Origin of the sequence: Streptomyces sp. NPDC059649, assembly GCF_042734445.1 — a bacterium.
Lineage (GTDB): Bacteria > Actinomycetota > Actinomycetes > Streptomycetales > Streptomycetaceae > Streptomyces.
Window position 1 is genome coordinate 1 of record NZ_JBHWDV010000007.1, and the last position, 24,078, is coordinate 24,078.

The 24,078-nt window shown below is 69.8% G+C and carries 19 protein-coding genes and 1 pseudogene; 12 read left to right on the forward strand and 8 right to left on the reverse strand.

Annotated elements, in window-relative coordinates; translation table 11 throughout:
• Window positions 1-4,387, reverse strand: a 4,387-nt coding sequence (locus ACFV1J_RS11505) for a beta strand repeat-containing protein (RefSeq protein WP_385857103.1), incomplete at its 3' end; no start/stop codon positions are given.
• Between the two features lie 614 nt (window positions 4,388-5,001).
• Complete coding sequence (locus ACFV1J_RS11510) at window positions 5,002-5,604, reverse strand: TetR/AcrR family transcriptional regulator (RefSeq protein ID WP_385857104.1); 603 nt, start codon at window positions 5,602-5,604, stop codon at window positions 5,002-5,004.
• A 103-nt stretch (window positions 5,605-5,707) separates the two neighbouring features.
• On the opposite strand from ACFV1J_RS11510, the gene ACFV1J_RS11515 reads away from it, so the two are divergent.
• The 3 genes from ACFV1J_RS11515 (at window position 5,708) to ACFV1J_RS11525 (ending at window position 8,208) form a co-directional block, all read left to right on the forward strand.
• Window positions 5,708-6,196 (forward strand): nuclear transport factor 2 family protein, encoded by a 489-nt coding sequence (locus tag ACFV1J_RS11515; protein ID WP_385857271.1) that lies wholly within the window; start codon window positions 5,708-5,710, stop codon window positions 6,194-6,196.
• The gene (locus tag ACFV1J_RS11520; protein ID WP_385857105.1) at window positions 6,193-7,104 is read left to right on the forward strand and encodes an NAD(P)H-binding protein; all 912 of its coding nucleotides are present in this window, start codon (window positions 6,193-6,195) and stop codon (window positions 7,102-7,104) included. The genes ACFV1J_RS11515 and ACFV1J_RS11520 overlap by 4 nt, the downstream gene beginning before the upstream one ends.
• A 99-nt stretch (window positions 7,105-7,203) precedes the next feature.
• Window positions 7,204-8,208, forward strand: a complete 1,005-nt coding sequence (locus ACFV1J_RS11525; RefSeq protein ID WP_385857106.1) for a WD40 repeat domain-containing protein — start codon at window positions 7,204-7,206, stop codon at window positions 8,206-8,208.
• A gap of 308 nt (window positions 8,209-8,516) precedes the next feature.
• Here ACFV1J_RS11525 and ACFV1J_RS11530 read toward each other — a convergent pair whose 3' ends face one another.
• Window positions 8,517-9,290 (reverse strand): nitrate- and nitrite sensing domain-containing protein, encoded by a 774-nt coding sequence (locus ACFV1J_RS11530; protein WP_385857272.1) that lies wholly within the window; start codon window positions 9,288-9,290, stop codon window positions 8,517-8,519.
• A 110-nt stretch (window positions 9,291-9,400) separates the two neighbouring features.
• Window positions 9,401-9,592: pseudogene (locus ACFV1J_RS11535) on the reverse strand (nitrate- and nitrite sensing domain-containing protein); the annotation flags it as partial.
• Between ACFV1J_RS11535 and ACFV1J_RS11540 the strand changes: the two are divergent.
• A complete protein-coding gene (locus ACFV1J_RS11540) occupies window positions 9,543-9,767 on the forward strand; it encodes a hypothetical protein (RefSeq protein ID WP_385857279.1) in 225 nt (74 codons plus the stop codon). The pseudogene ACFV1J_RS11535 and the gene ACFV1J_RS11540 overlap by 50 nt on opposite strands.
• A 162-nt stretch (window positions 9,768-9,929) precedes the next feature.
• Here the strand turns inward: ACFV1J_RS11540 and ACFV1J_RS11545 are convergent, their stop codons facing one another.
• Window positions 9,930-10,712, reverse strand: coding sequence for an MHYT domain-containing protein (locus ACFV1J_RS11545; protein WP_385857107.1), 783 nt, complete (start codon window positions 10,710-10,712; stop codon window positions 9,930-9,932).
• A 640-nt stretch (window positions 10,713-11,352) separates the two neighbouring features.
• Between ACFV1J_RS11545 and ACFV1J_RS11550 the strand changes: the two genes are divergently transcribed.
• On the forward strand, window positions 11,353-12,819 hold the full coding sequence (locus tag ACFV1J_RS11550; RefSeq protein ID WP_385857108.1) for a Dyp-type peroxidase: 1,467 nt from the start codon (window positions 11,353-11,355) through the stop codon (window positions 12,817-12,819).
• A gap of 201 nt (window positions 12,820-13,020) precedes the next feature.
• Window positions 13,021-13,482 carry a hypothetical protein gene (locus tag ACFV1J_RS11555; protein ID WP_385857273.1) on the forward strand — a complete coding sequence of 154 codons (462 nt, stop codon included), beginning with the start codon at window positions 13,021-13,023 and terminating at the stop codon, window positions 13,480-13,482.
• A gap of 130 nt (window positions 13,483-13,612) precedes the next feature.
• On the opposite strand, the gene ACFV1J_RS11560 is transcribed toward ACFV1J_RS11555, so the two are convergent.
• From ACFV1J_RS11560 to ACFV1J_RS11570, 3 genes are all read right to left on the reverse strand, one after another.
• Complete coding sequence (locus tag ACFV1J_RS11560; protein WP_385857109.1) at window positions 13,613-14,953, reverse strand: MFS transporter; 1,341 nt, start codon at window positions 14,951-14,953, stop codon at window positions 13,613-13,615.
• A 169-nt stretch (window positions 14,954-15,122) separates the two neighbouring features.
• Window positions 15,123-16,592: an NAD-dependent succinate-semialdehyde dehydrogenase gene (locus tag ACFV1J_RS11565; protein WP_385857110.1), complete on the reverse strand. Its 1,470-nt coding sequence runs from the start codon at window positions 16,590-16,592 to the stop codon at window positions 15,123-15,125.
• 193 nt (window positions 16,593-16,785) lie between these two features.
• Window positions 16,786-17,631, reverse strand: a complete 846-nt coding sequence (locus ACFV1J_RS11570) for an IclR family transcriptional regulator (protein ID WP_385857111.1) — start codon at window positions 17,629-17,631, stop codon at window positions 16,786-16,788.
• A gap of 190 nt (window positions 17,632-17,821) precedes the next feature.
• Here ACFV1J_RS11570 and fae point away from each other — a divergent pair, with 190 nt between their 5' ends.
• The 6 genes from fae to ACFV1J_RS11600 all read left to right on the forward strand — a co-directional run bounded on the left by fae (window position 17,822) and on the right by ACFV1J_RS11600 (window position 24,009).
• Entirely contained in the window at window positions 17,822-18,385 is a 564-nt protein-coding gene (gene fae, locus ACFV1J_RS11575; RefSeq protein WP_385857112.1) for a formaldehyde-activating enzyme, read from the forward strand.
• Complete coding sequence (locus tag ACFV1J_RS11580) at window positions 18,382-19,494, forward strand: mandelate racemase/muconate lactonizing enzyme family protein (RefSeq protein ID WP_385857113.1); 1,113 nt, start codon at window positions 18,382-18,384, stop codon at window positions 19,492-19,494. The genes fae and ACFV1J_RS11580 overlap by 4 nt, the downstream gene beginning before the upstream one ends.
• Window positions 19,491-21,017, forward strand: a complete 1,527-nt coding sequence (locus ACFV1J_RS11585) for an aldehyde dehydrogenase (protein WP_385857114.1) — start codon at window positions 19,491-19,493, stop codon at window positions 21,015-21,017. The genes ACFV1J_RS11580 and ACFV1J_RS11585 overlap by 4 nt, the downstream gene beginning before the upstream one ends.
• Window positions 21,018-21,121: 104 nt before the next feature.
• Window positions 21,122-22,057 (forward strand): NAD(P)-dependent oxidoreductase, encoded by a 936-nt coding sequence (locus ACFV1J_RS11590; protein ID WP_385857115.1) that lies wholly within the window; start codon window positions 21,122-21,124, stop codon window positions 22,055-22,057.
• An 88-nt stretch (window positions 22,058-22,145) separates the two neighbouring features.
• Window positions 22,146-23,351 (forward strand): iron-containing alcohol dehydrogenase family protein, encoded by a 1,206-nt coding sequence (locus ACFV1J_RS11595; protein WP_385857116.1) that lies wholly within the window; start codon window positions 22,146-22,148, stop codon window positions 23,349-23,351.
• 169 nt (window positions 23,352-23,520) lie between these two features.
• Window positions 23,521-24,009: a carboxymuconolactone decarboxylase family protein gene (locus ACFV1J_RS11600; RefSeq protein ID WP_385857117.1), complete on the forward strand. Its 489-nt coding sequence runs from the start codon at window positions 23,521-23,523 to the stop codon at window positions 24,007-24,009.
• Window positions 24,010-24,078 lie beyond the last annotated feature (69 nt).

The following is a 24,078-nucleotide window of genomic DNA, read 5'->3' on the forward strand; positions in this document are numbered from 1 at the left end:
CGACTGTCTGGGTGTCGGTGCCGACGGAGGTGGTGAAGTTGGCGTCGCCGCTGTAGGTCGCCGTGACCGTGTACGTGCCGGCGGTTACCAGTCCGTTGGTGGTGACGCTGGTGGTGCCGCCGCTCAGTGTCCCGGTGAGCGTCACCGTGGTGACTCCGTCGGTGGCGACGAACGTGACCGTGCCGGTTGGGGTGCCTGCGCCTGGCGCGACCGGTGCGACGGTGGCGGTGAAGGTCACCGGCTGGCCGACGACGGAGGGATCCGGGGTCGATGAGACCGTGGTGGTCGTCGAGGCCTGATTCACCGTTTGGGTGTCGGTCCCGCTGGAGGTGGTGAAGTTGGCGTCGCCGCTGTAGGTCGCGGTGACCGTATGGGAGCCCACGCTCAGTGCGCTGGTGGTGACGGTTGCGGTGCCTCCGGACAAGGTGCCGGTCAGTGTGGGACCGCCGCTGATGACGAACGTGACCGTGCCTGTTGGGGTCCCCGCACCTGGTGCCACCGGTGCCACGGTCGCCGTGAAGGTCACCGGCTGGCCGGAGACCGATGGGTCGGGGGAGGAGGTCACCGTGGTGGTGGTCGAGGCTTGATTCACCGTCTGGGTGTCTGTGCCGACGGAGGTGGTGAAGTTGGCGTCGCCGCTGTACGTCGCGGTGACGGTGTAAGTCCCCGCGGTGACGAGTCCGTTGGTGGTGACGCTGGTGGTGCCGCCGCTCAGTGTCCCGGTGAGTGTCACCGTGGTGAGCCCGTCGGTGGCGACGAACGTCACTGTGCCGGTGGGCGTGCCCGCACCCGGCGCGACCGGCGCCACGGTGGCCGTGAAGGTCACGGGCTGGCCGACCACGGACGGGTCCGGAGTCGACGAGACCGTGGTGGTCGTCGAAGCCTGGGCGACGGTCTGGGTGTCCGTACCGACCGAGCTGGTGAAGTTGGCGTCACCGCTGTAGGTCGCGGTGACTGCGTAGGTGCCTGCGGTGACGAGTCCGTTGGTGCTGACGCTGGTGGTGCCGCCGCTCAGCGTCCCGGTGAGCGTCACCGTGGTGAGCCCGTCGGTCGCCACGAACGTCACCGTGCCGGTGGGCGTGCCCGCACCCGGCGCGACCGGCGCCACGGTCGCTGTGAAGGTCACCGACTGGCCGACGACGGAGGGATCCGGGGTCGATGAGACCGTGGTGGTCGTCGAGGCCTGATTCACCGTTTGGGTGTCGGTACCGCTGGAGGTGGTGAAGTTGGCGTCGCCGCTGTAGGTCGCGGTGACCGTATGTGAGCCCACGCTCAGTGCGCTGGTGGTGACGGTTGCGGTGCCTCCGGACAAGGTGCCGGTCAATGTGGGACCGCCGCTGATGACGAACGTGACCGTGCCTGTTGGTGTCCCCGCGCCTGGTGCCACCGGTGCCACGGTCGCTGTGAAGGTCACCGGCTGGCCGGAGACCGATGGGTCGGGGGAGGAGGTCACCGTGGTGGTGGTCGAGGCTTGATTCACCGTCTGGGTGTCTGTGCCGACGGAGGTGGTGAAGTTGGCGTCGCCGCTGTACGTCGCGGTGACGGTGTAAGTCCCCGCGGTGACGAGTCCGTTGGTGGTGACACTGGTGGTGCCGCCGCTCAGCGTTCCGGTGAGTGTCACCGTGGTGAGCCCGTCGGTGGCGACGAACGTCACCGTTCCGGTTGGGGTGCCTGCGCCGGGCGAGACCGGTGCGACGGTGGCGGTGAAGGTCACGGGCTGGCCGACCACGGACGGGTCGGGAGACGATGAGACCGTGGTGGTCGTCGATGCCTGATTCACCGTTTGGGTGTCGGTCCCGCTGGACGTGGTGAAGTTGGCGTCGCCGCTGTAGGTCGCGGTGACCGTATGGGAGCCCACGCTCAGTGCGCTGGTGGTGACGGTTGCGGTGCCTCCGGACAAGGTGCCGGTCAGTGTCGGGCCGCCGCTGATGACGAACGTGACCGTGCCTGTTGGTGTCCCCGCACCTGGTGCCACCGGAGCCACGGTCGCCGTGAAGGTCACCGGCTGGCCGAAGACCGACGGGTCGGGGGAGGAGGTCACCGTGGTGGTCGTCGAGGCCTGATTCACCGTCTGGGTGTCCGTACCGACCGAACCGGTGAAGTTGCCGTCGCCGCTGTAGGTCGCGGTGACCGTGTGCGTACCAGTGGACAGTGCGCTGGTGGTGACGCTCGCTGTGCCTCCGGAGAGGGTGCCGGTCAGCGTCGGGCCACCGCTGATCACGAAGGTGACCGTCCCGGTCGGGGTACCTGCTCCCGGCGGAACCGGTGCCACCGTCGCCGTGAAGGTCACCGGCTGGCCGACGACCGACGGATCCGGCGACGAGGTCACACTGGTGGTGGTCGCCGCCTGGTTGACTGTCTGGGTGTCCGTGTCACTGGAGCCGGTGAAGTTCGCGTCGCCGGCGTAGGTAGCGGTGACCGTGTAAACGCCCGCCGTGACCAGTCCGTTGGTGCTGACGGTGGCGACGCCGGCGCCATCGAGGGTGCCGCTGAGGTTCACGGTCGTGACCCCATTGGTGATGACGAAGGTCACCGTTCCGGTCGGGACCCCGCTGCCGGGGAACACCGGCCCCACGAAGGCGGTGAAGTTGACCGTCTGCCCCGTCACGGAGGGGTCGGGGAAGGACGTGACCGTGGTGGTGGTGGATGCCTGGTTGACGGTTTGGGTGTCTGTGCCGCTGGAGGTGGTGAAGTTGGCGTCGCCGCTGTAGGTGGCGGTGACCGTGTGGGTTCCGGCGGAGAGGGCGCTGGTGCTGACGCTGGCTGTGCCTCCGGAGAGGGTTCCGGTCAGTGTCGGGCCGCCGCTGATGACGAAGGTGACCGTGCCTGTCGGCGTACCGGCACCGGGCGGGACCGGGGCGACGGTGGCCGTGAAGGTCACCGACTGTCCGACGACCGACGGGTCGGGCGATGATGTGACCGTGGTGGTGGTGGATGCCTGGTTGACGGTCTGGGTGTCTGTGCCGCTGGAGCCGGTGAAGTTGGCGTCGCCGCTGTAGGTGGCGGTGACCGTGTGGGTTCCGGCGGAGAGGGCACTGGTGCTTACGCTCGCTGTGCCTCCGGAGAGGGTGCCGGTCAGTGTCGGGCCGCCGCTGATGACGAAGGTGACCGTGCCTGTCGGCGTACCAGCGCCGGGCGGGACCGGTGTCACCGTCGCCGTGAACGTCACCGTCTGCCCGACGACGGACGGGTCCGGCGACGAGGTGACCACCGTGGTCGTCGACGCCTGCCCCACCGTCTGCGTGTCCGTGCCGCTGGAGGCGTTGAAGTTGCCATCGCCGCCGTAGGTCGCGGTGACCGTGTGCGTACCGGGGGAAAGTGCGCTGGTGGTGACGGTGGCCGTGCCTCCGGAGAGGGTGCCGGTCAGTGTCGGACCGCCGCTGATGACGAAGGTGACGGTGCCGGTCGGCGTACCCGCGCCGGGCGAGACCGGTGCCACCGTCGCCGTGAACGTCACCGTCTGCCCGACGACCGACGGGTCGGGTGACGAGGTCACCGTAGTGGTGGTGGACGCCTTGTTGACGGTCTGGGTGTCGGTGCCGCTCGACGGCGCGAAAGTGCCACTGCCGCTGTACGTCGCGGTGACGGTATGGGAACCCACGCTGAGACTGCTGGTGGTGACGCTCGCCGTGCCGCCCGAGAGCGGTGCCGTCAGCGTGGGGCCGCCGGAGATCACGAAGGTCACGGTGCCGGTCGGGGTACCCGAACCGGGCGGGACGGGGGCGACGGTCGCCGTGAAGGTCACGGGCTGCCCGAAGACCGACGGGTCGGGGGACGAGGTGACCGTGGTGGTCGTCGGCAGCACGGTCGCCTGCACCGTTTGTGTGTCGGTACCGGAGGACGGATTGAATTGGGCATTGCCGTTGTAGGTCGCGGTGATGGCATGGGTGCCCACGCTGAGACTGTTGGTGGTGACAGTCGCGGTGCCGCCGGAGAGCGTGCCCGTCAGGGTGCCGCCTCCGCCACCGCCGATGACGAACGTGACCGTTCCGGTCGGTGTGCCCGCTCCCGGTGCGACCGGTGCGACGGTGGCGGTGATGGACACCGTCTGCCCGAACGTCGACGGGTCCGGCGACGAGGTGACGGTCGTGGTCGTCGACGCCTTGGTCACCGTTACGGAGGCCAAGCCGCTGGACGGCGAGAACTGCGGGCTGCCGTTGTAGGTCGCGGTGATGGTGTGAAAGCCGACGCTGATACCGCTGACGGTGACGGTCGCGGTGCCACCCACGAGTGTGCCCGTCACGGTGGGGCCGCCGGCGACGACGAAGGTGACCGTGCCGGTGGGTGTCCCCAGCCCTAGGGGAATGACCGTGGCGGTTAAGGTGACGGGCTGCCCGAAGACTGCTGGATTTGGTGACGCGGACGCCAAGGTGATGGTGGGTGCCATGGAATGGCCCTCCGGATGGTGTGATGGTGGCGGGCCGTCCAACTCCCCTTCGCGCACGACGCGTTGCGGGAAGTGGGCATCAACCTGGGGAGCGGGTTCGGTAATAACTGCGAATGGAGATGCGCAAGGTGCGTACCGATGTTCTCCGCCAGGTTGGCAACCCGCCGGTCAATAGCATCAGTAGGCGCGCGGATCATGGCGCCGCGCCATGCCGCCCCACGCATTTACCCTGAACGGCGCAGCGCGTAGCGGCTCCACGGCGCTACACGGCGCGCGCTGCGGGGGCGCGGCGGTGACGGGTGTCGGTACGGGTGACACATGGTCGGCACGCGGGATAGTGGTGAGCTGCTGGCGCACTACCGTGAATGCCTTCGCACAACAGCGCAGTTGCCACGAGCGCGCACCCCGGTGGCGAAACTCCGGACGAACAGCAGCGCGCGGCCGAACAGTCCGGGATGAGCCGGAGTCTCGGGTGAGCCTACGACCAGGCTTCCCGGCGTACGTGCCGACGTCCCCGCCGGCGTTCCCGAGCACCTGGTCGAGATGGCGGCCCCCGTTGGTCGAGATCGAGGCCCCCGTTGGTCGAGTGCTAGGAGCCCGTGATTCTCGGCCGATCAGTCGGGCCGGGAGGTTTCCGGGCGGGAGGTCACGACTCTGCCGGCGTAGCTCGCCAGTTGGGCCCGCAGCTGCTCGCGCGGCGTGCCCTCCTGGCCGGCCAGGCGCTCCACGAGGTCGGCCCGGGTGGCGGCGAGCAGGGCATGGGCGGTGAACTCGGCGTCGGTCAGGCCCGGGATCTGCTCCAGTACGGACCGGAGGAGGCCGTGCCACCGCTCGTAGTGGCTCGCCTGGTACAGGCCGCTGCTCCAGCTCTCCTCCAAGGCCAGCGCGAGGCGGCGGTTGTCGAGCTTGAAGCACAGGACGGCGTCGAGCAGGGCGGGCACGCGTTCCTGCGGTGGGGTGGCGGGCCCGAGGGGTGGCGGGCCCGCTTCCACGGCCTCCCTGATCGGTTCGAGCCGGGCCTCGTACAGCGCGCGGAGCAGGCCGGCGCGGTCGCCGAAGGCGCGGAAGAGCGTGCCCTTGCCGACCCCGGCCGCCGCCGCGATGTCGGCCATCGTGAGGTCCTCGGGCCTCTCGGAGCGGGCGAAGAGGGCGTCCGCGGCCTCCAGGACGGCTTTCCGGTTACGGACGGCGTCCTTGCGGGGTTTGCGCTCGGCCACGTGGTTCCTCCATTGAAAAACGGACCCGGGGTCCGTATTGTCAAAGCGGACCCCAGGTCCACATTCTATGAGGCGGAGGATATCCATGTCCGTACCCGTATCGATGCCCGTATCGATCTCCCCGGCGGATCTGTACCGCCGCAGCCTGCGACTCCTGCTCGACAAGGACATCCCCGGCTGGCTCGGCCTGTGGGCCGAGGACGGCGTGATCGAGTTCCCGTTCGCGCCCCCGGGCTGGCCCAGCCGGCTGGAGGGAAGGGAGGCCATCGCCGCCTACATGCGCCCGTACCCCCACCACATCGAACTGCACGACTTTCCCGAGGCCGACCTGCGGATCCACGAGACCGCCGATCCGCGGACCCTCGTGGTCGAGATGCGCGGCGTCGGTCGCCTGGTGGAAACCGACCGCCCCTTCGACATGACGTACATCGCGGTCGTCACCGTCAAGGACGGGCGTATCACCTCCTACCGCGACTACTGGAACCCCCTCGTCGTCCTCGAATCCGGCATCGAGGAACCCGACACCGAGGAACCCGGAGTCGAGGAACTCGGCACCGGGGAACGCCTCGGCTCCGCCGGGAGCATGCGATGACCGCCACCGGCACCACTCCGGTCACCAGCACCACTCAAGTCACCGACGCCACCCTGGTCATCGGTGCCACCGGCACCACCGGCAGTCGCATCGCCGCACAGCTGACGGCCGCCGGTCACACGGTCAAGGCGGCCAGCCGTAAGGCCACACCCGTGCCCGGCGCCCAGGCGGTCGCCTTCGACTGGTACGACCCCGACACCCATGACGCCGCCCTCGTCGGCGTCGACCGCGTCTACGTGCTGCCGCCCGTCGGCGATCCCGACCCCGCGGCCGTCGTCCTGCCCTTCCTGCGCCGGGCCCACGCCGCCGGAGTGCGGCGCGCGGTGCTCCTGAGCGCGTCCTCCATCCCGGAAGGCGGGCCGGCCGTGGGTCTGGTGCACCAAGCGCTGCCGGGCGTCTTCGACGAGTGGGCGGTACTGCGGCCGTCCTGGTTCATGCAGAACTTCACCGGCCGCCACATGCACGCCCTCAGCATCCGGACCGATGGCACCCTCTGGACCGCCACCGGGACCGGCCGGGTCGGCTTCGTCGACGCCGACGACATAGCCGCCGTCGCCGTCCACACCCTGACCGACGAGCACGCCCCCAACAACGAGTTCGTCCTCACCGGTCCCGAGGCGCTCAGCTACGACGACATCGCCACGATCGTCACCGAGGTCACCGGCCACCCCGTGGTCCACCGTCCGCTGTCCTACGAGGAGATGCGTGACCGGCTCGCCGCGCTGATGCCCGAGGAGTTCGCCGCGATGCTGGCCGGTATGGACCGGGCGATCGCCCAGGGGGCGGAGGACCGGGTCACCGACTCCGTCCAGCGCGTCACCGGACGACCTGCACGCCCCTTCCGCGCCCTCGCCGAGAGGGAGTTGAGACGAAGCAGGCTGTTCCCCTCCCACCAGCAGCAGTTCTGACGCGAGATGAGCTCATAGGCGTATGCCTCATACAGGCCAGCGGCCCGGTCGTCTCGCGGCCGGATCGTGGTGTCAGTGCCGGCATCTACGCTGTGTCACATGTCTGACGCATCGCCATTGCTGAGCAGCGCAATCCCTTCCTCGACCGCGATCACCGATCTCTCGGTGGTGGAGGCGGGCGAGGGTCCATTGGTGATCTGCGCAGACTCCCACGGGACTGTGTGGACCTGGGATCCGCTCCAGGATGTCTGGCAGAAACGGCCGTTGGCTTACGCCTTCGCCGAGGATCCGCTTGCCGCCCAGTATCCCGACGCCGAGAACGAGATCGACACGGTGGCTGCGGCCGTCTTCGACGGACGCGTGGTGCTGGCGGCCGGTGGTGATGAGCAGGCACCGGCCCTTTGGGACCTGGAGAGCGGCCGGCTGCTGCGGGGGACGACCTACGAAGAGCCCTACACCGGGGCGATCGTCACCGTACGAGGTGAGGGCCCACCGCGGTTCGTGACCAGCTCGCAGTACGTTGGCCAACTCCAGGTGTGGGACGCCTCGGGTGGAATTCCGCCTCAGGAGTTGGCCACTGACCAATCCGACGTCACGAGCCTGGCCTCGGCACGGTTCGACGGCCGTTCACTGGTCGCGGTCGGCGGTGACGGAATAGATGTGTGGGATCTGATGTGGGACGAGCAGCTCGCCGAATTCTCTCCGTATGACGGCGGAATCTCGGCGGTCGCTGTGGGCCGGTTGCACGACTGCCGCACGGTTGTCGCGGCGGCCGCCGCACCTGGGGAGCTGTACGTATGGGAGTTGGCGGGGGAGGGAGTCGACGAACCGATCCACGACCCGATCACCGGTCACGAGGGCCACATCCTCGCCATGGACACCGCCGCAGTGGGCGATCGACTCCTCGCAGTGACAGGGGCAGAGGACGAAACCGTGCGGATCTGGGACCTGGAAGAAGGAGCGGGGATCGGTGTGCCGCTGAGGGGCCATCAGGGCAGTGTCACGGCCGTGCAGGCGACCAGGTTCCGCGGTCGGCACGTCGCCCTCAGCGCAGGTCGAGACGGCGAGATACGTGTCTGGGACCTTGCCCTCTTGTTGGGGTAAGCCGCTACGTCAAGCAGTCGTGCACACCCCGGATCTAGGTGGTGGTGTCTGCGGTCCCACGAACGCCGTTGGCCACTGGCCTCGCACTTCACCTCCAGGGCACCGGCCGACGGTGTTGGAAAGCCGACAGTGGTCGGCCCGACCCGAGGCCAAAGCACGCGATGCGGGACGGACGTGTGTGGCTACGGACGTGTATGGCTGACGATGTACTCTCCGCCGGATGGGGATACAACAGCATGCGGTGACGCCGCGCGGCGAGTTCTCTCGCCTCTACTCGGCCGCACAGGTGGCTACCATCGTCGATTCGCTCAGCCACCGGGCCGAGTTCCCGTACGAACTGACCTACCTCGGCGATGGCAGCGAGATGTGGCGAGACCGAAGGGCCGGTGCCGCGGTCGTCGGCCGGGGGCGCGACGGCGTCGATGTCGACGGGCCGGCCGGCGTAGAGCTGGCGGAGCGAGGCAGGCAGGTCGCGGCGGGCGATTCGCAGCGCGGAGTTGCGCAGTTCCTCCAGCTCGACGACCAGTTGGCGGGCGGCCGATCTTGACGGAGATCAACAGGGAGAGCAGTACGCCGGCGAGGCCGAGTACCACGGCGAGGCCGGATCCGCCGAGGGTGTCGAGGGAGAGCGGGGTGGCACTGCGGGTGGCCGTGGTGGCCGCCGAGCGCTGTGCCGCCCGCAGGTCCCGGAGCACCGTGCCGGTGGTCGTGTCCCAGCGGCCGGCGGGCACCGCGGTGGCGGCGCGGACCCCCGCACCGGCGGCCCGTACGGCGTCCTCGGCGGATCGGCGTGCGCGGTAGGCCGGGCCGTTGAGGATCCGGTGGTAGGCCGCCGCGTCCGCGGGCTGCAGGTCGTCGACCGCGGAGGCGAACTGCGCGCGCTGGATGTGCACGGCCTCGGAGAAGGACTCGAACCGGTCGGCGGACATCCGCCCGGCGGCCTGGGCGGCGCCGAGGTCCGCGTCCTCGCGGGAGATGGCCTCACGGGCCCGGGCGAGTTCGAGGACGACCCGGAGTTCGGAGGCGGCCGCCGGTCGGGGCACATCGGCCAGGGCGCCGACGGTGGCGAAGCCGTGCTCGATGACGCCGCTGTAGGCGGCGAGGGTACGGTCCGCGGCAGCCTCGGTGCCGGGGTTTCGCGGAGGGCGGCCAGGTGCTCGGCGTCGCGCATGAGGCGGTCGATCCGGTCGGGCAGGTCGGGTTTGACGCTCGCGGCGTCCGCGCTGCCGGCATTGACGCCGTCCCGGAGGGCGGTCGCGGCGGCGTCGGTGGCCCGCTGCCGGTCGCGGAGTGCCTGCTGCCGGCCGGGGTTGGGGGCGGCGAGGGCACGGGCCGTGGCGCCGCGCTCGTCCTGGACGGCGGCGAGGAAGTCGCCCACCGGCATCAGCAGCGTGCTGTCGATCTCCTTGACCCGGTCGAGGTCCGAGACGCTCCGGGCGGTGGTGACCGTGGCGAAGGCCCAGAGCGCGATCAGGGACACCACGGGCACCATCAGCAGCGCGACGATCTTCGACCGCACCGAGCGGGGCATCGGGCCGAACCGGAGGTTGCGGCGATAATTTCCCTTCCCTGCCCCGGACTTGGGGGCCGAAGAGGATGCCGTAGGAAGCAGGAGTCGGCGTCTGCGCCCGGGTGGCGCGGCGCCCTTTCGGTCACCGGAACGCTCCGGTTTCGGGCGTGCGTGCATGAATTCCCCAGGATTTCGGAGAGCAGCCAAGAGGTCACGAAGGGAGCGGGAGTTCGGCCTCCGTGAACGATTCCGCGGAGGCTGTTGCGGCCCTCTCCCGGGCAGTCGGTGACAACGCGACGAAGGCGACGGTGAGGAAGAGGAATGAGCCGAGCCCAACGGTCAGCGGGAAGATGAATTCCATGGGGGTGACACCGGGAAGCGGTGCGCGACTGGGCGCCAGCTCGATGCGCACCGCGGCCATTCCGGTGTAGTGCATGCTGCAGACGGCGAGGCCCATCACCAGGGAGGCGACGGCCGCACCGGTCGCGCCGCGCACGCTGAGCGCGGCCCACAGGGCGGCGGTCGCCGCGCCGACGGCGATCGCGACGGAGAGCGCGACCAGCACCGGGTCGTAGCCGACCTGGCCGTGCAGGCGCAGCGCGGCCATGCCGAGGTAGTGCATGGCCGCGACGCCGACGCCGACGCCGGTGCCCAGGCCACCGAGCAACAGCGAACGCCCTCGGGCGGCACCGTGTCCGACGGTGAACACGCCGACGACCGCGACGGCAACCAGCAGGCCGAGCACGGTCAGCGGGACGTCGTAGCGGATCGGGGTGCCGGTGACCGCGAATCCGAGCATCGCGATGAAGTGCATGGTCCAGATGCCGGAGCCGATGGCGACGGAGGCGGTCAGCAGCCAATTGCGGCGGGAGCGGCCGTCGGCGGACAGCGCCCGCACGGTGCAGCGCAGGCCGAGGGCGGACCCCACGCACGCCATTACATAGGCGAGGACGGGAGTTATCCAGCCCGCGCTGAAGTGGTGCAGGTGGCCCACGGCGTATTTCCTTTCGCGGTATTCGGTTCGCGGCGACGGACGCTAACACGTGATCGTCCTGTGAAACTCGTGCACGCCTGGAGGTCGAATCGGGTGGGAATACCGAAGTTCTTACGCAGCGTGGCGCTACCGCCGAGTTCCGTGCCGGCCGTACTGGGCGAATGTCCGGCATTCCCCGGCGCCGACTCTCCTGATGACACGTCAATTTCGAGCAAATGACGGCCGTCCGCCAATGGCGGCAACAGGGTCGACCAATGAGAAAGGTCACGGAAATGCCGGCCGCCATTCCGGGATGTGCCCCATTAAGCGGTCAGGAATATCGAGAGGCAGGGGCATTCCGGGCGCTGAACGCCCCACAGTCGCGTGCCCGCCGCGATTGTCACGGCATTACAGGGGAGGCTGTCGCCGGCGAGGCTGACCGACCACGCGCGGCGCAGGGGCGCCGCGGGGGCAGCGGGCCAGGGGGGCGGGTCACCTCTGCGCGTCGTCCACCGGCTGCTGGGGCGGCCCCGGCGGCATCGTCTCCGTACTCATCGTTGACGGCCTCGGGACTCGACTGGCGCAGCACCTGTTATCGCGGAAATGTGCACAGTGACATATTCGTAACCATGCAACCACTCTATGTAATCGGGAGTGTCGGATGACCACCACCCGCGTGCGCCCCAAGGGTGCCCCCGCAATGGAGCAGCTGCCCACACCCACGCTGCGTACCTCGCGGGAAATCCAGGGCAACGTCCTGGCCGCGTTCAACAAGGACTACATGGCGTTCCGCTATATGCGGTTCCCGGAGGACAAGGCGAAGGGGCGCGGATGGCTCTCCGTGATCCTCAACAGCGTGGCGGTGACCGCCGACGTGGAGGACTTCAACGAGGAGTTCTCGCTGGCGCGCCGGGCCTACGGCCACGACCCGGAGCAGCAGGCGACCTGGGTCGGGGTCTCCCTCACCTTCCCGGGCCTGCTCAGTGTGGCCGCGGACGACGAGAAAACGCTCAGGGAAGACCTCAAGAACTTCCCGCAGCTGCTCAATGGTGCGGCCGCGAGCGCCGCGAAACTCAACGACACCGGGGCGAGCGACCCCAAGAATTGGCTGTTCGGCTCGCCCAGCACCATGGTGCACGCGGTCCTCCTGGTGGCCTCGGACAGCAAGGAGGAGCTTGAGGCGAAGCTGCAGAACATCAAGGCCGCGGACGAGGCGCACGACATGACGTTGGTCCATCAGGACGATGGTCAGACCCTCCCCGGCAAGCTGAAGGGGCATGAGCACTTCGGCTACAAGGACGGCATCTCACAACCCGGCGTCAAGGACTTCCACCGCGAGGAGCCCACCAAGCCGGGCTTCCGCGAGAACCGCCCCGGAGCCAAGCTCATCGAACCGGGGGAATTCGTCTTCGGCTACAAGACCGAGCCCAACAGCAAGAACCGCACCGGACCCGCCTGGATGAAGAACGGTTCACTCCAGGTCGTGCGCCGCATGAGCCAGGACGTCCAGGGCTGGCGCGACGCGGTGGCGGAGCAGGCCGAGAACTTCGTACCGGAGATCGACGCCACCCAACTGGGAGCATGCCTGGTCGGCAGGCACCTGGACGGCACGCCCTTGGCTAACCCCACCGATCGCCTGAGGGGCCTCGGCAGTGACGCCAACGACTTCGACTACGCGGACGACCCGGACGGCGGCGTAACCCCCTGCGCCGCACACATCCGCCGAACCAATCCCCGCAAGGCCAGCCCCGCCATCCCCGTGGACAGCAACCGCATCATGCGCCGGGGCATCCCCTACGGCCCCCTCCTGGAGGAGGACCCCAAGGCGGACCGCGGGCTGATGTTCGTCTGCTACGGCACCTCATTCGAGGAGCAGTTCGAATTCGTCCAGGCGATCTGGTCCAACAACCAGAACTTCACCCCTGGCAAATCGGGTGCGGCCAACTGCATCGACAAGGTCACCGGGCCCGCCGGCGGCGGCGAGATCGCGCTCGACCCCCCGCGCGGACCGAAGGCCACGATCACCATGGCGGAGTGCGTCACCACCAAGGGCTCCCTGTACGCCTTCACCCCCTCGATCACCACCCTGCGCCACCTCGCTGCGGGCACCTCATTGCCCAGAGGCTGACAGCGGGAACCCTGAACACCGAAGCCTTGCCGGTGCGGGCCCACCGGCCCCGCACCGGCAAGGCGCACGAAGGGGGGCACGAGGAGGCGCAAGAAGACATCGCGGACATGGCCGCCTCGTCGTTCGTCGCATACCCCTCAACTGTGCTTGTCCAGCGGCTCGTTCGAGGGTGGCGTTCCAGGGCGAGTTAGGGTGACCACCATGCGTTGGGGGGATCGTCCGGTATGGGTCCGGTGCGCGGCGGTGGTGTACGTGATCGGCTTTCTGGAAGGGACGGGAGCGCACGGGTACTTCCTTGCGACGGGCGGGTTGCATGCCTACAGCTACGCACCGATCAGCGTCCAACTGCTCTTCCATCTGCTGTTGTTGCTGGATCCGCTGGTCGCGCTCCTGATCATCCGTGCCCGCCCTGGTGGGCCGTTGCTTGCTGCCGTGGTCATGGTCGCGGACCTGCTCGGTAACTGGAGCGTCGCTTGGAACACGGTCATGACGCATCCCACCGCGTTTCTCCGTCCAGTAGGGCTCTTGCCGATGACGCTCTTCGGGATCTTCGTCTGGCTCACGGCGCTTCCGCTCCGCCGGGCGCTGACACCCGGTGGTGACGACGAGGCCGGTTTGCCCACTCCCTCCGACCCTCCGGGGAGGCAGGCTGACGGTCAGTAATAGGCCTCCGATGCCCATGCCCATGCCTGTGCCCATGCCTGTGCCGATGCCCATGCCCATGCCGGTGCCGGTGCCGTGACCCGGCGGTCGCGGCACCGGCACCAGAGGCAGACGTGTACGAGGTGCGGGCTCAGTCGTCGGTGCGGGCCAGGCGGGAGGCCTGGGCCAGATCGAGGTCAGTGGTTTCGGGAGCGAGGAACTGCGAGACGATTCCGCCGAGGGCGAGCACGCCCGCGCCGACCAGCAGGACGAACTCGATGCCGAACCGTTCGAGACCCATCGGCAGCAAGAAGGTGCCGATGGCGGCGCCGATACGGCTCATCGCGGTGGCGAAGCCGACGCCGGTGGTGCGGATGGAGGTGGGGAAGACCTCCAGGGGGTAGACGGCCGTCAGGGCGCTGGACGCGGCGTTGAGGAAGATGAAGAAGAGGAAACCGACGACGATGACCGCGGTGGACTTCGGCCACACCGCCACCAGGGCCAGGCACCCGGCCGTGATCCAGAACGGCGGGATCAGCAGTTTGCGGCGGCCGATGCGGTCCACCACGAGACAGCCGGCGGCCACGCCGAGCACGGCGGTGGCGGAGTAGACGATGAGCGACAGGGCGGCGTTGTCGGCCATGCCCAGGGCCTGGAAAACGGGCGTCCAGAACGTGCCTATGGCGAAGTAGGGCAGGACCAGGCAGGCCCAGAAGGTGCTGGCGAAGAGGGTGCTGCGCAGATGCCGGCGGCTGAACAGGGCCCGGAAGCTGCCGCGTTGACCGCCGTCGGCGACCTCCGTCTCGACGTCGACCTCGATGTCGTACTTGGCGATCAACTCTTCCGCCTCGGCGCGGCGTCCCTTGCTGAGCAGCCAGCGCGCCGATTCGGGCACCCCGCCGCGCAGCGCCACGCAGACCAGGGCGATGACCGCGCTGCTCGCCAGTGACCAGCGCCAGCCGCCGTCCATGTCGGCGAGCAGGGCGCCGACGACGGTGGCGAGTGCGTAGCCGACGTACCAACTGACCTCCAGGCTGGCCAGCAGGCGGCCGCGGTTGCGGCGGGGCGCGTATTCGGAGAGCAGCGGCGCTCCGATGGCGTACTCGCCGCCGATGGCGATGCCCATCACCAGCCGGATCAGGAACAGCTGGAGCCCGTCGGCGACGAAGAACTGCAGGACGGAGCCGACGAGGAAGATCAGCATGTCGGCCAGGAAGACCGGACGCCGCCCGATCCGGTCCGCCAGCCAACCGAAGAGGGGGCCACCGAGGAAGATGCCGATGAGCGGGGAGGCGCCGATCAGTCCCTGCATGAGGACGGACAGATGCAGGTCAGCGGTGATGGCGGCCATGGCCATGCCGATGCCGCCGATGACGTAGCCGTCGATGCCCTCGCCGATCTGGGTGGCGAGCATCAGTTTGGTCTGCAGATGCGTGCGACCGGTGGCGGGGCCGGCGGAGGGGGATCTCCGGCCATCTCTGAGAACGGCCATCAGGGGTCCTTTCGTACTGCGGCTCGGGGACGGCGCCGGGGGAGCGGGCGCACAGGGCGTGGGGAAGGAGGGGGCGGGCCCGTGGACCGGGCCTGACAGGCGGTCACGTCGGCGCGGGGGGAAAAATCCGGGAGGAGACCAGTGAGGGGCCTGCTGCGATTCGCCAGGGTCAGGCGGTGGGCCAGTCCAGGGCGAGGTACTTGCTCTCCAGGAAGGCGTCGATGCCGTCCCGGGCACCCTCCCGCCCGAGACCGGACTGCTTGACGCCGCCGAAGGGGGCGGCGGGGTCGGACAGCAGCCCTCGGTTGAGGCCGACCATCCCGGTCTCCAGGCGCTCGGCGATGCGGATCGCACGGGCGACATCGCGGGAGTAGACGTACGAGGCGAGGCCGTACGGGGTGGCGTTGGCGCGGCTGATCATCTCGTCCTCGGTGCGGAAGACGGCGATCGGGGCGACCGGGCCGAAGACCTCCTCGTGCATGATCCGGGCGTCGTCGGGGACATCCGTGAGCACCGTGGCCGGGTGGTACCACCCGGCGCCCCGCGGTACCGGGCCCTCGGCGGTCACCCTGGCGCCCCGGTCGAGGGCGTCCCGCACGAGCTCGCGGATCTTGGCGACGGCGACCGGATTGACCATCGGGCCGAGTTCGGTGCCGTCGGCGAGCCCCGGGCCGATCCGTACGGCGGTCATGGCCGCGCCGAACTTCGTCGTGAACTCCTCCGCGACGGCTTCGTGCACGTAGAAGCGATTGGCGGCGATGCAGACCTCGCCGCCGCCGCGCATCTTGGCGTCCATGGCGCCGCGTACGGCCGCGTCGATGTCCGCATCGGCGCACACGATGAAGGGGGCGTTGCCGCCGAGTTCCAACGTGGCGTTCATGACCTGTTCGGCCGCCTGGTGGAGCAGGAGTTTGCCGGTGGCGGTGGAGCCGGTGAAGGAGAACTTCCGTACCCGGTCGTCCGCCATCCACACGCCCACGACCTCGGCCGCCCGGTCCGTGGGCAGCACCTGGAGCACGCCGTCGGGCAGACCGGCTCGGGCGAGCAGCTCGGCGACCGCCAGCGCGGTCAGGGGCGTGTCGGGGGCCGGTTTGAGCAGCACCGGGCAGCCCGCGGCGAGCGCCGGGGCGATCTTGCGGGTGGCCATGGCGGCGGGGAAGTTCCACGGGGTGACATGGGCGGTGATGCCGACCGGCTGCTTGACGACGACATGGCGGTAGCCGCCGGCCGGTGCGTCACCGAAGCTGGACCCGATGCGTACCGCCTCTTCGGAGAACCAGCGGAAGAACTCCGCCGCATAGGCGACTTCGGCGCGGGCGTCCCGCAGTGCCTTGCCGTTCTCCAGGGTGATCAGCCGGGCCAGGCCGTCGGCGTTCCGGTGCAGCAACGTGAAGGCGGAGTACAGGACTTCGGACCGACGGCGGGCCGGGGTGCGCCGCCATTCCGCGGCGGCCGCGTCCGCCGCCTCGACGGCGGCCCGGGCGTCCTCGGCACCGGCCGCGGACACCTCCCGCACGGGTCGTCCGGTCGCGGGGTCGAACACGGTGAAGGTGCGGGCGTCCGCGGCGGCGGTCCAGCGCCCGCCCACGTAAACGTCGCCCGCACCGAGCGGTTCCGCGGCGATCTTGTCGGTGTCCATCCCTGGCCGTCCTGCCTGTGCTTGGGGTGCTTGGGGGTGCCGCGGGCCATGCCTCGGCGGCGTGGACGGAATGTAGGGAGGCGCGTTCGGACGGAACAAGGCCCGGAGGGATTTCGCAACCAGGGTTGCGCTCAGGGCAACCGCTCCCCGTCCCCCCGAGGGCGAACCGCCCGGTTTCTCGGGGCAATCGGGCTCAGGTGAAACGGGGCACGGCAGGAACGGTCGGCCTCGGCTCCCAGCCGAGCTGCTGTGATACCCGCTGTGCCGCCCGAGCGGTGGCCCTGCCCGCCGCGGTCAGGGACTCACCCATGCGGTCGTACGGCGCCGATACGTTGATCGCCGCCACGACGCGGCCGCGGAAGTCGCGGATCGGTGCCGAGACCCCGACGAGCCTCGGCTCGAACTCCTCGCTGACCTCGGCGAAGCCGGTCCGGCGGCAGTCCTCGATCTTCGCCCAGAGATCCTGCATCGAATGCACCGTGGATCCGGCGAAGCCCTCGGCGAGGTCGTCCAGGCCCAGGCGTACGTACAGCTCGTCGGGCGTCGCGTCCATCAGCAGCACCCGCCCCGCGGAGGTGCGGGCAGCGGGCACCCCGCGCCCCTCCCAACCGTGCAGCCGGAAGGAGTGCCCCGACACCGAGAGCAGGGTCAGCACCTCCCGGTCGCGCAGTACGCACAGGTGGACGGTCTCCTCCAGCTCGGCCGACAGTGCGTGCATCACCGGCTCGGCCACCCTGACCAGCCGGTTCTCCGACGTACGGGCCACCAGTGAAAAGAGTCGCCAGCCGAGCCGGTACTCCATGGTGTCCGGGTCGCGCTCGACGATGCCCTCCTCGGCGAGGGCCTTCAGTGCCCGGGACACCTGGCTCTTCTCCCTGCCGACGAGCTGCGACAGCCGTATGACACCGAGCCCGCCGCGCGCCTGCCCCTCGGGGGAGGCGAGGGCTTCGAGCAGATCGATGTCACGACGCAGGCCGTGCCCCTGCCGGCGTGGCGGGCTGGGGAAGGGCGCGGGGCCGGCGGCGTCGGGGGAAGTCACACGGCCAGCTTAGAACGCCCTGTTCAGGGCGGTGGTTGGCGGGAGCGCAACCCGCATTGCGATTGCCGTCAGTGCCTTGCGGGGCGTGGTGAGCGGCTCCTAGATTCGCCGCTGCGAACCGCGGAAGTGAGCGATTGATCCCGGTTCGCTGCCAGGAGACCACCCCTGCTGCACACCGCGAGGAATGCTCATGCCCTTTCCCCCCATCGCGCTCGTCGGCGAGTCCTTCATTGGTGAAGGCCCCAACGCGGCGCACACCAACATCGTGATCGGGCGCAAGGGCGGACCGGTGGAAACGGCCTGGTCGACCGCCCTCGCCTCGCCGAGTGCCGGCTACGCGCCGTACGTGACCGTGGTGCGCCCCGATGTCCCGGTCAAGCCGCTGACCCTCTTCGTCAACAAGGCGGCGGCCGTCGGCGAGCTGCACCAGCGCGCCACCTGGGGCTCTGCCCAGGCCGGGGTCGCCAGCGGCGTCGCCGACGCCGTCGAGCAGGGGCTGATCCCGGCCGACGAGGCGGACGACCTGCTGATCATCGCCGCGGTCTGGGTCAATCCGGCCGTCGACGACCTCGACGAGTCGTTCCGCAACCAGCGCACCGCTGCCTTCCGCGCCGTCGCCGCGGCCATCCACAGGACACCGAGCGTGCCGGACGTGCTGGCCGCCGCGCAGGCGGGCCCGGCCAATCCCTTCTACACGCCGAGCGCCGAGCAGCTCGATGCGTCCGCCCCCCGTCTGGAGTCCGTCGCCCGATGAAGATCACCGACATCACCCTGGACCGGCTGCGCCTCGAACTGGACCCGCCGTTCCGCGCGGCGTGGGACCCGGAACCGCGTCGCCACTTCGACGCCACCCTCGTCCGGGTCCACACGGACGAGGGCATCACCGGCATCGGATCCGGCGACACCATGGACGGCTTCGACGCCTTCCAGCACCTCTTCGTCGGGGAGGATCCGCTCGATATCGTCCGGCACGTGCGCACCATCGAGACCGCGAACTTCCACGGTGGCGTGTACTGGCCGCTCGAGGCCGCCCTCTGGGACATCATCGGCAAGGTCTCCGGCCGGCCGGTCGCCGAATTGTTCGGCAACGCGACGAAGAAACTGCCGGCCTACGCCTCCTCCGGCGAGCTCAAGTCCCCTGAGGAGCGGGTGGCCACCGCGCTCAAGGTCCGCGAGGCCGGTTTCCGGGCGCTCAAGATCCGTATCGATCGCGACCGCGTCGACGAGGGCATCGCGGCGGTCCGGGCGGTCCGCGAGGAGCTGGGCCCGGACTTCGAGATCATGGTCGACCTCAACCAGTCCTGGCGCATGGCCGGAGACACCGCGCCCGCCTCCGACCTCGCCAAGACCCGCAAGACCCTCGCCAGGCTCGCCGAGCTCGACGTCTTCTGGGTCGAGGAGCCGCTGCCCTACGCCGACCTCGACGGCTTCAAGCGGCTGCGCGCCGAGAACCCGGGCCTGCGGATCGCCGCCGGCGAGATGCACCACTCCACGACCGAGCTGTTGCGCTATCTCGAACAGGACGCGCTCGACGTCTACCAGATGGACGTGGTGCTCGCCGTCGGCATGCACCGTGCCCGTACCCTCGCCGAAGTCGCCCACCTCAAGCACCGCCAGTTCACCCCGCACAGCTGGACCAACGGCATCGGCGTCCTGGCCAACCTGCATGTCTCGGCCGGCGTCGGCGGCGGACCGTACTTCGAGTTCCCCTACGACCCGCCCGGCTGGACCCCCGAGCGCCGCGATTTCATGCTCACGGAGCCCGTCATGGTCAACGCGGACGGCGACCTGGAGGTCCCGCAGAAGCCGGGCCTCGGCATCGAGCTGGACGAGGACGCGGTGGACCGCTGGAGGATCGCATGAACACGCACCACACCATCGAGGAGCTGCTGACCCGCTCCCACGACGACTGGCGCAAGGCAGCCGCCCAACTCACTTACGAAACACGCCTGTTCATCGACGGAGTCTTCACCGACGCGGAGTCGGGGGAGACCTTCGCCTCCGTCTCCCCGCGCGACCAGGCCGTCCTCGCCCAGGTCTCCGCCGCCGGCCCCGACGACGTCGACCGCGCCGTACGGTCCGCCCGCGCCGCCTTCGACGACGGCCGCTGGCGCGACCTGGACCCCAGGGAACGCAAGCGCGTCCTGCTCCGCTGGGCCGACCTGATCCTCGCCCACGCCGAGGAGCTGGCCCTGCTGGACACCCTCGAAATGGGCAAGCCCATCACCGAGTCCGTGCGCATCGACGTGGTCAAGGCGGCCGAGACCCTCGCCTGGTACGCCGAGGCCATCGACAAGACGTACGACGAGATCGCCCCCACCCCGCAGCACGCCCTCGCGCTCATCACCCGGGAGCCCCTCGGTGTCATCGGCGCCGTGGTGCCCTGGAACTACGCGCTGCTGATCGCCTCATGGAAGCTCGGCCCGGCCCTCGCCACCGGCAACTCCGTGGTGCTCAAACCCGCCGAGCAGACCTCGCTGGGCGCCCTGCTGCTGGCGAGGCTCGCCACCGAGGCGGGGCTTCCCGACGGTGTGTTCAATGTCGTGCCCGGCCGCGGTGAGGTCGCAGGACAGGCACTCGGCCGCCACCCCGACGTCGACAAGATCGCGTTCACCGGCTCGGCCGAGGTCGCCCGGCTCTTCCAGGTCTACGCCGGCGAGTCCAACGGCAAACAGGTCGCCGTCGAGGCCGGCGGCAAATCGCCGCAACTCGTCCTCGCCGACGCCGACCTGGCGGCCGCCGCGTCCGCCGTGGCCTGGGGAATCTTCTACAACGCGGGACAGACCTGCAACGCGGGTTCGCGGCTCGTCGTGCACGCCTCCGTCAAGGACCGTCTGCTGGCGGAGATCGTGAAGGTCACCGAGGCCACCTTCAAGATCGGAGACCCCCTCGACCCCCAAACCGTGATGGGTCCCGTCGTCGACACCGCACAGCTGGACAAGATCCTCGGCTACCTCACCCTCGGACAACAGGAGGGCGCCACGGTGGCCCTCGGCGGCGGACGCGCGACGACGGCCGGCAGCGGCAACTTCCTCCAGCCCACGATCCTCGACGGCGTCGCCAACGACTCCCGCGTCGCCCAGGAGGAGATCTTCGGACCGGTCCTGTCCGTCATCACCTTCGACGGCGACGTGGACGAGGGCCTGCGCATCGCCAACGCCACCGACTTCGGCCTGGTCGCCTCCGTCTGGACCCGGGACATCACGGTCGCCCACAAGGCCGCCCGTGCCCTGCGCGCCGGCACCGTCTGGATCAACACCTTCGACGCCAGCGACGTCATCACCCCGTTCGGCGGCTTCAAGGCCACCGGAGCCGGCCGCGACAAGTCCCTGCACGCACTCGACGCGTACACGGCCCTGAAAACGACCTGGATCGATCTCGGCTGAGCAAGGCCCGACTCGCAGAACCCGTACCACCCGAGGCGCACCGTCCCCACGCGCCGCGGTCACCACACCACCCGTCAGCTTTACGAGCCTGAGCGAGGCACACGATGAGGATCGGATTCATCGGACTGGGCAACATGGGCGGGCACATGGCCCGCAACCTGATCACGTCCGGGTACCCGGTCGTGGTCCACGACACCCGCGAACAGGCCGCCGCGGAGCACCTCGGCCTCGGCGCCGTGTGGGCACCGACCGCCGCCGACTGCGCGGCGCAGTCCGACGTCCTGATCACCATGCTCCCCACCCCGCGCATCGTCGAGGACGTCATGCTGCGCGGTGGGGCTGCGGCAGCCCTTGACTCCACCGCGCTGTGGATCGACATGTCGACGTCGACACCCGCCGCCGCGCGCCGCGTCCTGACCGAGGTGCTCGACGCCCGCGGGATACGCATGCTCGACGCACCCGTCAGCGGCATGGCACGCGGGGCCCGGGCAGGCGCCCTGCAGATCTTCGCCGGGGGAGAGGCGGACGACTTCGCCCGTGCCCTGCCGCTGTTCCAGGTCATGGGCGACCACGAAAAGATCATGCATGTCGGCGGAGCCGGCACCGGCTACACCGTCAAACTCGCCCTCAACCTGCTGTGGTTCTGCCACCTGATCGCCACCTCCGAAGTGCTCGGCATGGGCGTCAAGGCCGGCGTCGATCTCGGCGTCCTGCGCAACTCGCTGCTCGCCAGCCCTGCGGCCTCCCACTTCCTCGAGAACGACCTGCTGTCCGTGCTCGCCGACGGCGACTACGACGACTCGTTCGCGATGGTGCTGGCGTGCAAGGACCTCGGCCTCGCGGTCGACCTCGGGCGCGATGTCGGGGTGTCGACCGAGCTCTCCGCGCTCGTCGAGCAGATCTACCGCCGCGCCAAGGCCCAGTACGGCGACCACGCCGGTGAGATGACCCCGGTGCGGCTGTACGAGTCCCTGGCCGGCAAGGACTTCCGCCTACCGGCTCCGACCGGGTCGACGACCGTAAGCCCCATGACGGCATGAGTTCCCGGGACCGGCGCTTCACCGGCGCCGGTCCCGACCACCGGCCCACCACTTACCGCACCGCCGCCGCCCCGCAGGAGCCGCAACCATGTCCGACCTCCCCAGCACCCGCGCCGCACACCCCGGCGGGCCCGCCGCACAGGCGCAGTTCAGCATCGACCCGACCTGTGGCATCGCCTACGGTCCCGGCAGCATCGAGCGGCTGCCCGAACTCATCGCCGCCACCGGCCACTCCCGCGCCTTCGTCGTCACCGACCCCGGCCTGCGCGCCGCCGGTGTCGTCGAGCGCGTACTGAAGATCCTCGCCCGCGCCGACGTGGAGTACGGCGTCTACGGAGAGGTCGCCCCGAACCCCTCCACCGGAAACGTCGACGCCGGGGCCGCCGCCGCCCGCGCGTTCGGCCCCGCCGCCGTGGTCGCCCTCGGCGGAGGATCCAGCCTGGACGCGGCCAAGGGCATCTCGCTGCTCGTGGGCAATCCCGCGTCCCGGGCGGCCGACGCCGACAGCCTCTGGGACGCGGCCGACGGCCTGCCCCTGATAGCCGTCCCCACCACCTCCGGCACCGGAGCGGAGACCAACGGCTTCGGCGTCATCGAGGACACCTCGACCCGCCGCAAGATCTACCTCGGCCACCCCTCCGTCAAACCCCATGCGGCTCTCCTCGACCCGGAGTTGACGCTCGGGCTGCCGCCCCACGTCACCGCCGCCACCGGTATCGACGCGCTCGTGCACGGCATCGAATCCCTGGCTTCCCGTGGCGCCGACGCCGTCTCCGTCGCCTACGCCAGTCACGCGGTCGCCCTCGTCGGTCGCTGGCTCCCCGCCGCCTACCGCGACGGCTCCGACCTCGAAGCCCGCTCCCAGTTGATGCTCGGCGCCCACCTGGCGGGCCAGGCGCTGACCATTTCCGGCCTCGGTCTGGTCCACGGCATCGGCCACGCACTGACCGCCCACACCGGTACGCCGCACGGTGTCGCCCTGGCCGCGGTCTTCGAGGAAGTCATGGAGTTCAGTGCGCCCGCGGCCCTGCCCGCTTACGAGCAGGCAGCCCGCTCCCTACGGGTCGAACCCCCGGCCGGCACCACCGCCGAAGGCTGGGCACAGGCCGCCATCGACACCGTCCGGGAGATCGCCGGCGCCCTCGACGTGAAGCGGCCGCTGCGTGACCTGGGAGCCACCCAGCAGCTGCTGCCGTCGATCGCCGCGGGTGCCGTCGCCGACCCTGTCACCGGCAACACCCCACGCCTGCCCACCGAGGCCGAGGTCCGGGAGATCCTGGAGGCCGTCTACTGAGACCCCGTCCACTTGCCGGCGGGCGTCATGCCGGATCGCAGGCGTCCCCACCGGCCACCGGCCCCGTGGCCCGGTGGGAAAAAATTTCTCGGAGTCCCGTCACATCTTGGTGGGCCGGTACGTCAGTGCTGTGAAGTAACTGACCAGCTGGATGCGAAGGAGTGCAGTCATGACGGAGACCTCGATTTCCCGGATGCCGAACCCGGCCGAGTTCGTGCCCGAGGTGAACGACATCAGCGCCGCTCTGTTCCGGGCCACCGGCAACCGCTCGGTGCCGCGCACCACGATGAGCCTGGTTCACCTGCGTGCCGGGCAGATCGTCGGCAACACCTACCTGACGGTCTTGAACACCGGCTTCCTGCGGAAGGCCGGGGTGTCCGAGGAGCGCATCACCGCCGTCTCCTCCTGGCAGGACGCCCCGTACTTCACCGATGCCGAGCGGGCCGCCCTCGCCTTGGTGGAGGCCACCCTCCAGCCCGCGCCGCACGGCAAGGAGCGGGTCAGCGACGAGCTGTACGCCGAGGTGGCCAAGCACTACGACGAAAAGGCGCTGGCCACCCTGACCGTCGCGATCGGCCAGATCAACTTCTTCATCGCCCTGGCCGTCATCGGCAAGCCCCAGCCGGTCAGTTCCCTGGCGGACGAGCAGTGGGACTGACCTGATCCATCCGTAACCGTACGGGGGCCGCGGCCGGCTGCCTGGCCAGTCGCGGTCGGCCGTGGTCAG

Bases quoted from the DNA above. Each gene is read 5' to 3' on its own strand.
- ACFV1J_RS11515 (WP_385857271.1), top strand. From the start codon at position 5,708: ATGCCCGTATCGATCTCCCCGGCGGATCTGTACCGCCGCAGCCTGCGA.
- ACFV1J_RS11520 (WP_385857105.1), top strand. From the start codon at position 6,193: ATGACCGCCACCGGCACCACTCCGGTCACCAGCACCACTCAAGTCACC.
- ACFV1J_RS11525 (WP_385857106.1), top strand. From the start codon at position 7,204: ATGTCTGACGCATCGCCATTGCTGAGCAGCGCAATCCCTTCCTCGACC.
- ACFV1J_RS11550 (WP_385857108.1), top strand. From the start codon at position 11,353: ATGACCACCACCCGCGTGCGCCCCAAGGGTGCCCCCGCAATGGAGCAG.
- ACFV1J_RS11555 (WP_385857273.1), top strand. From the start codon at position 13,021: ATGCGTTGGGGGGATCGTCCGGTATGGGTCCGGTGCGCGGCGGTGGTG.
- ACFV1J_RS11560 (WP_385857109.1), bottom strand. From the start codon at position 14,953: ATGGCCGTTCTCAGAGATGGCCGGAGATCCCCCTCCGCCGGCCCCGCC.
- ACFV1J_RS11565 (WP_385857110.1), bottom strand. From the start codon at position 16,592: ATGGACACCGACAAGATCGCCGCGGAACCGCTCGGTGCGGGCGACGTT.
- fae (WP_385857112.1), top strand. From the start codon at position 17,822: ATGCCCTTTCCCCCCATCGCGCTCGTCGGCGAGTCCTTCATTGGTGAA.
- ACFV1J_RS11580 (WP_385857113.1), top strand. From the start codon at position 18,382: ATGAAGATCACCGACATCACCCTGGACCGGCTGCGCCTCGAACTGGAC.
- ACFV1J_RS11585 (WP_385857114.1), top strand. From the start codon at position 19,491: ATGAACACGCACCACACCATCGAGGAGCTGCTGACCCGCTCCCACGAC.
- ACFV1J_RS11590 (WP_385857115.1), top strand. From the start codon at position 21,122: ATGAGGATCGGATTCATCGGACTGGGCAACATGGGCGGGCACATGGCC.
- ACFV1J_RS11595 (WP_385857116.1), top strand. From the start codon at position 22,146: ATGTCCGACCTCCCCAGCACCCGCGCCGCACACCCCGGCGGGCCCGCC.
- ACFV1J_RS11600 (WP_385857117.1), top strand. From the start codon at position 23,521: ATGACGGAGACCTCGATTTCCCGGATGCCGAACCCGGCCGAGTTCGTG.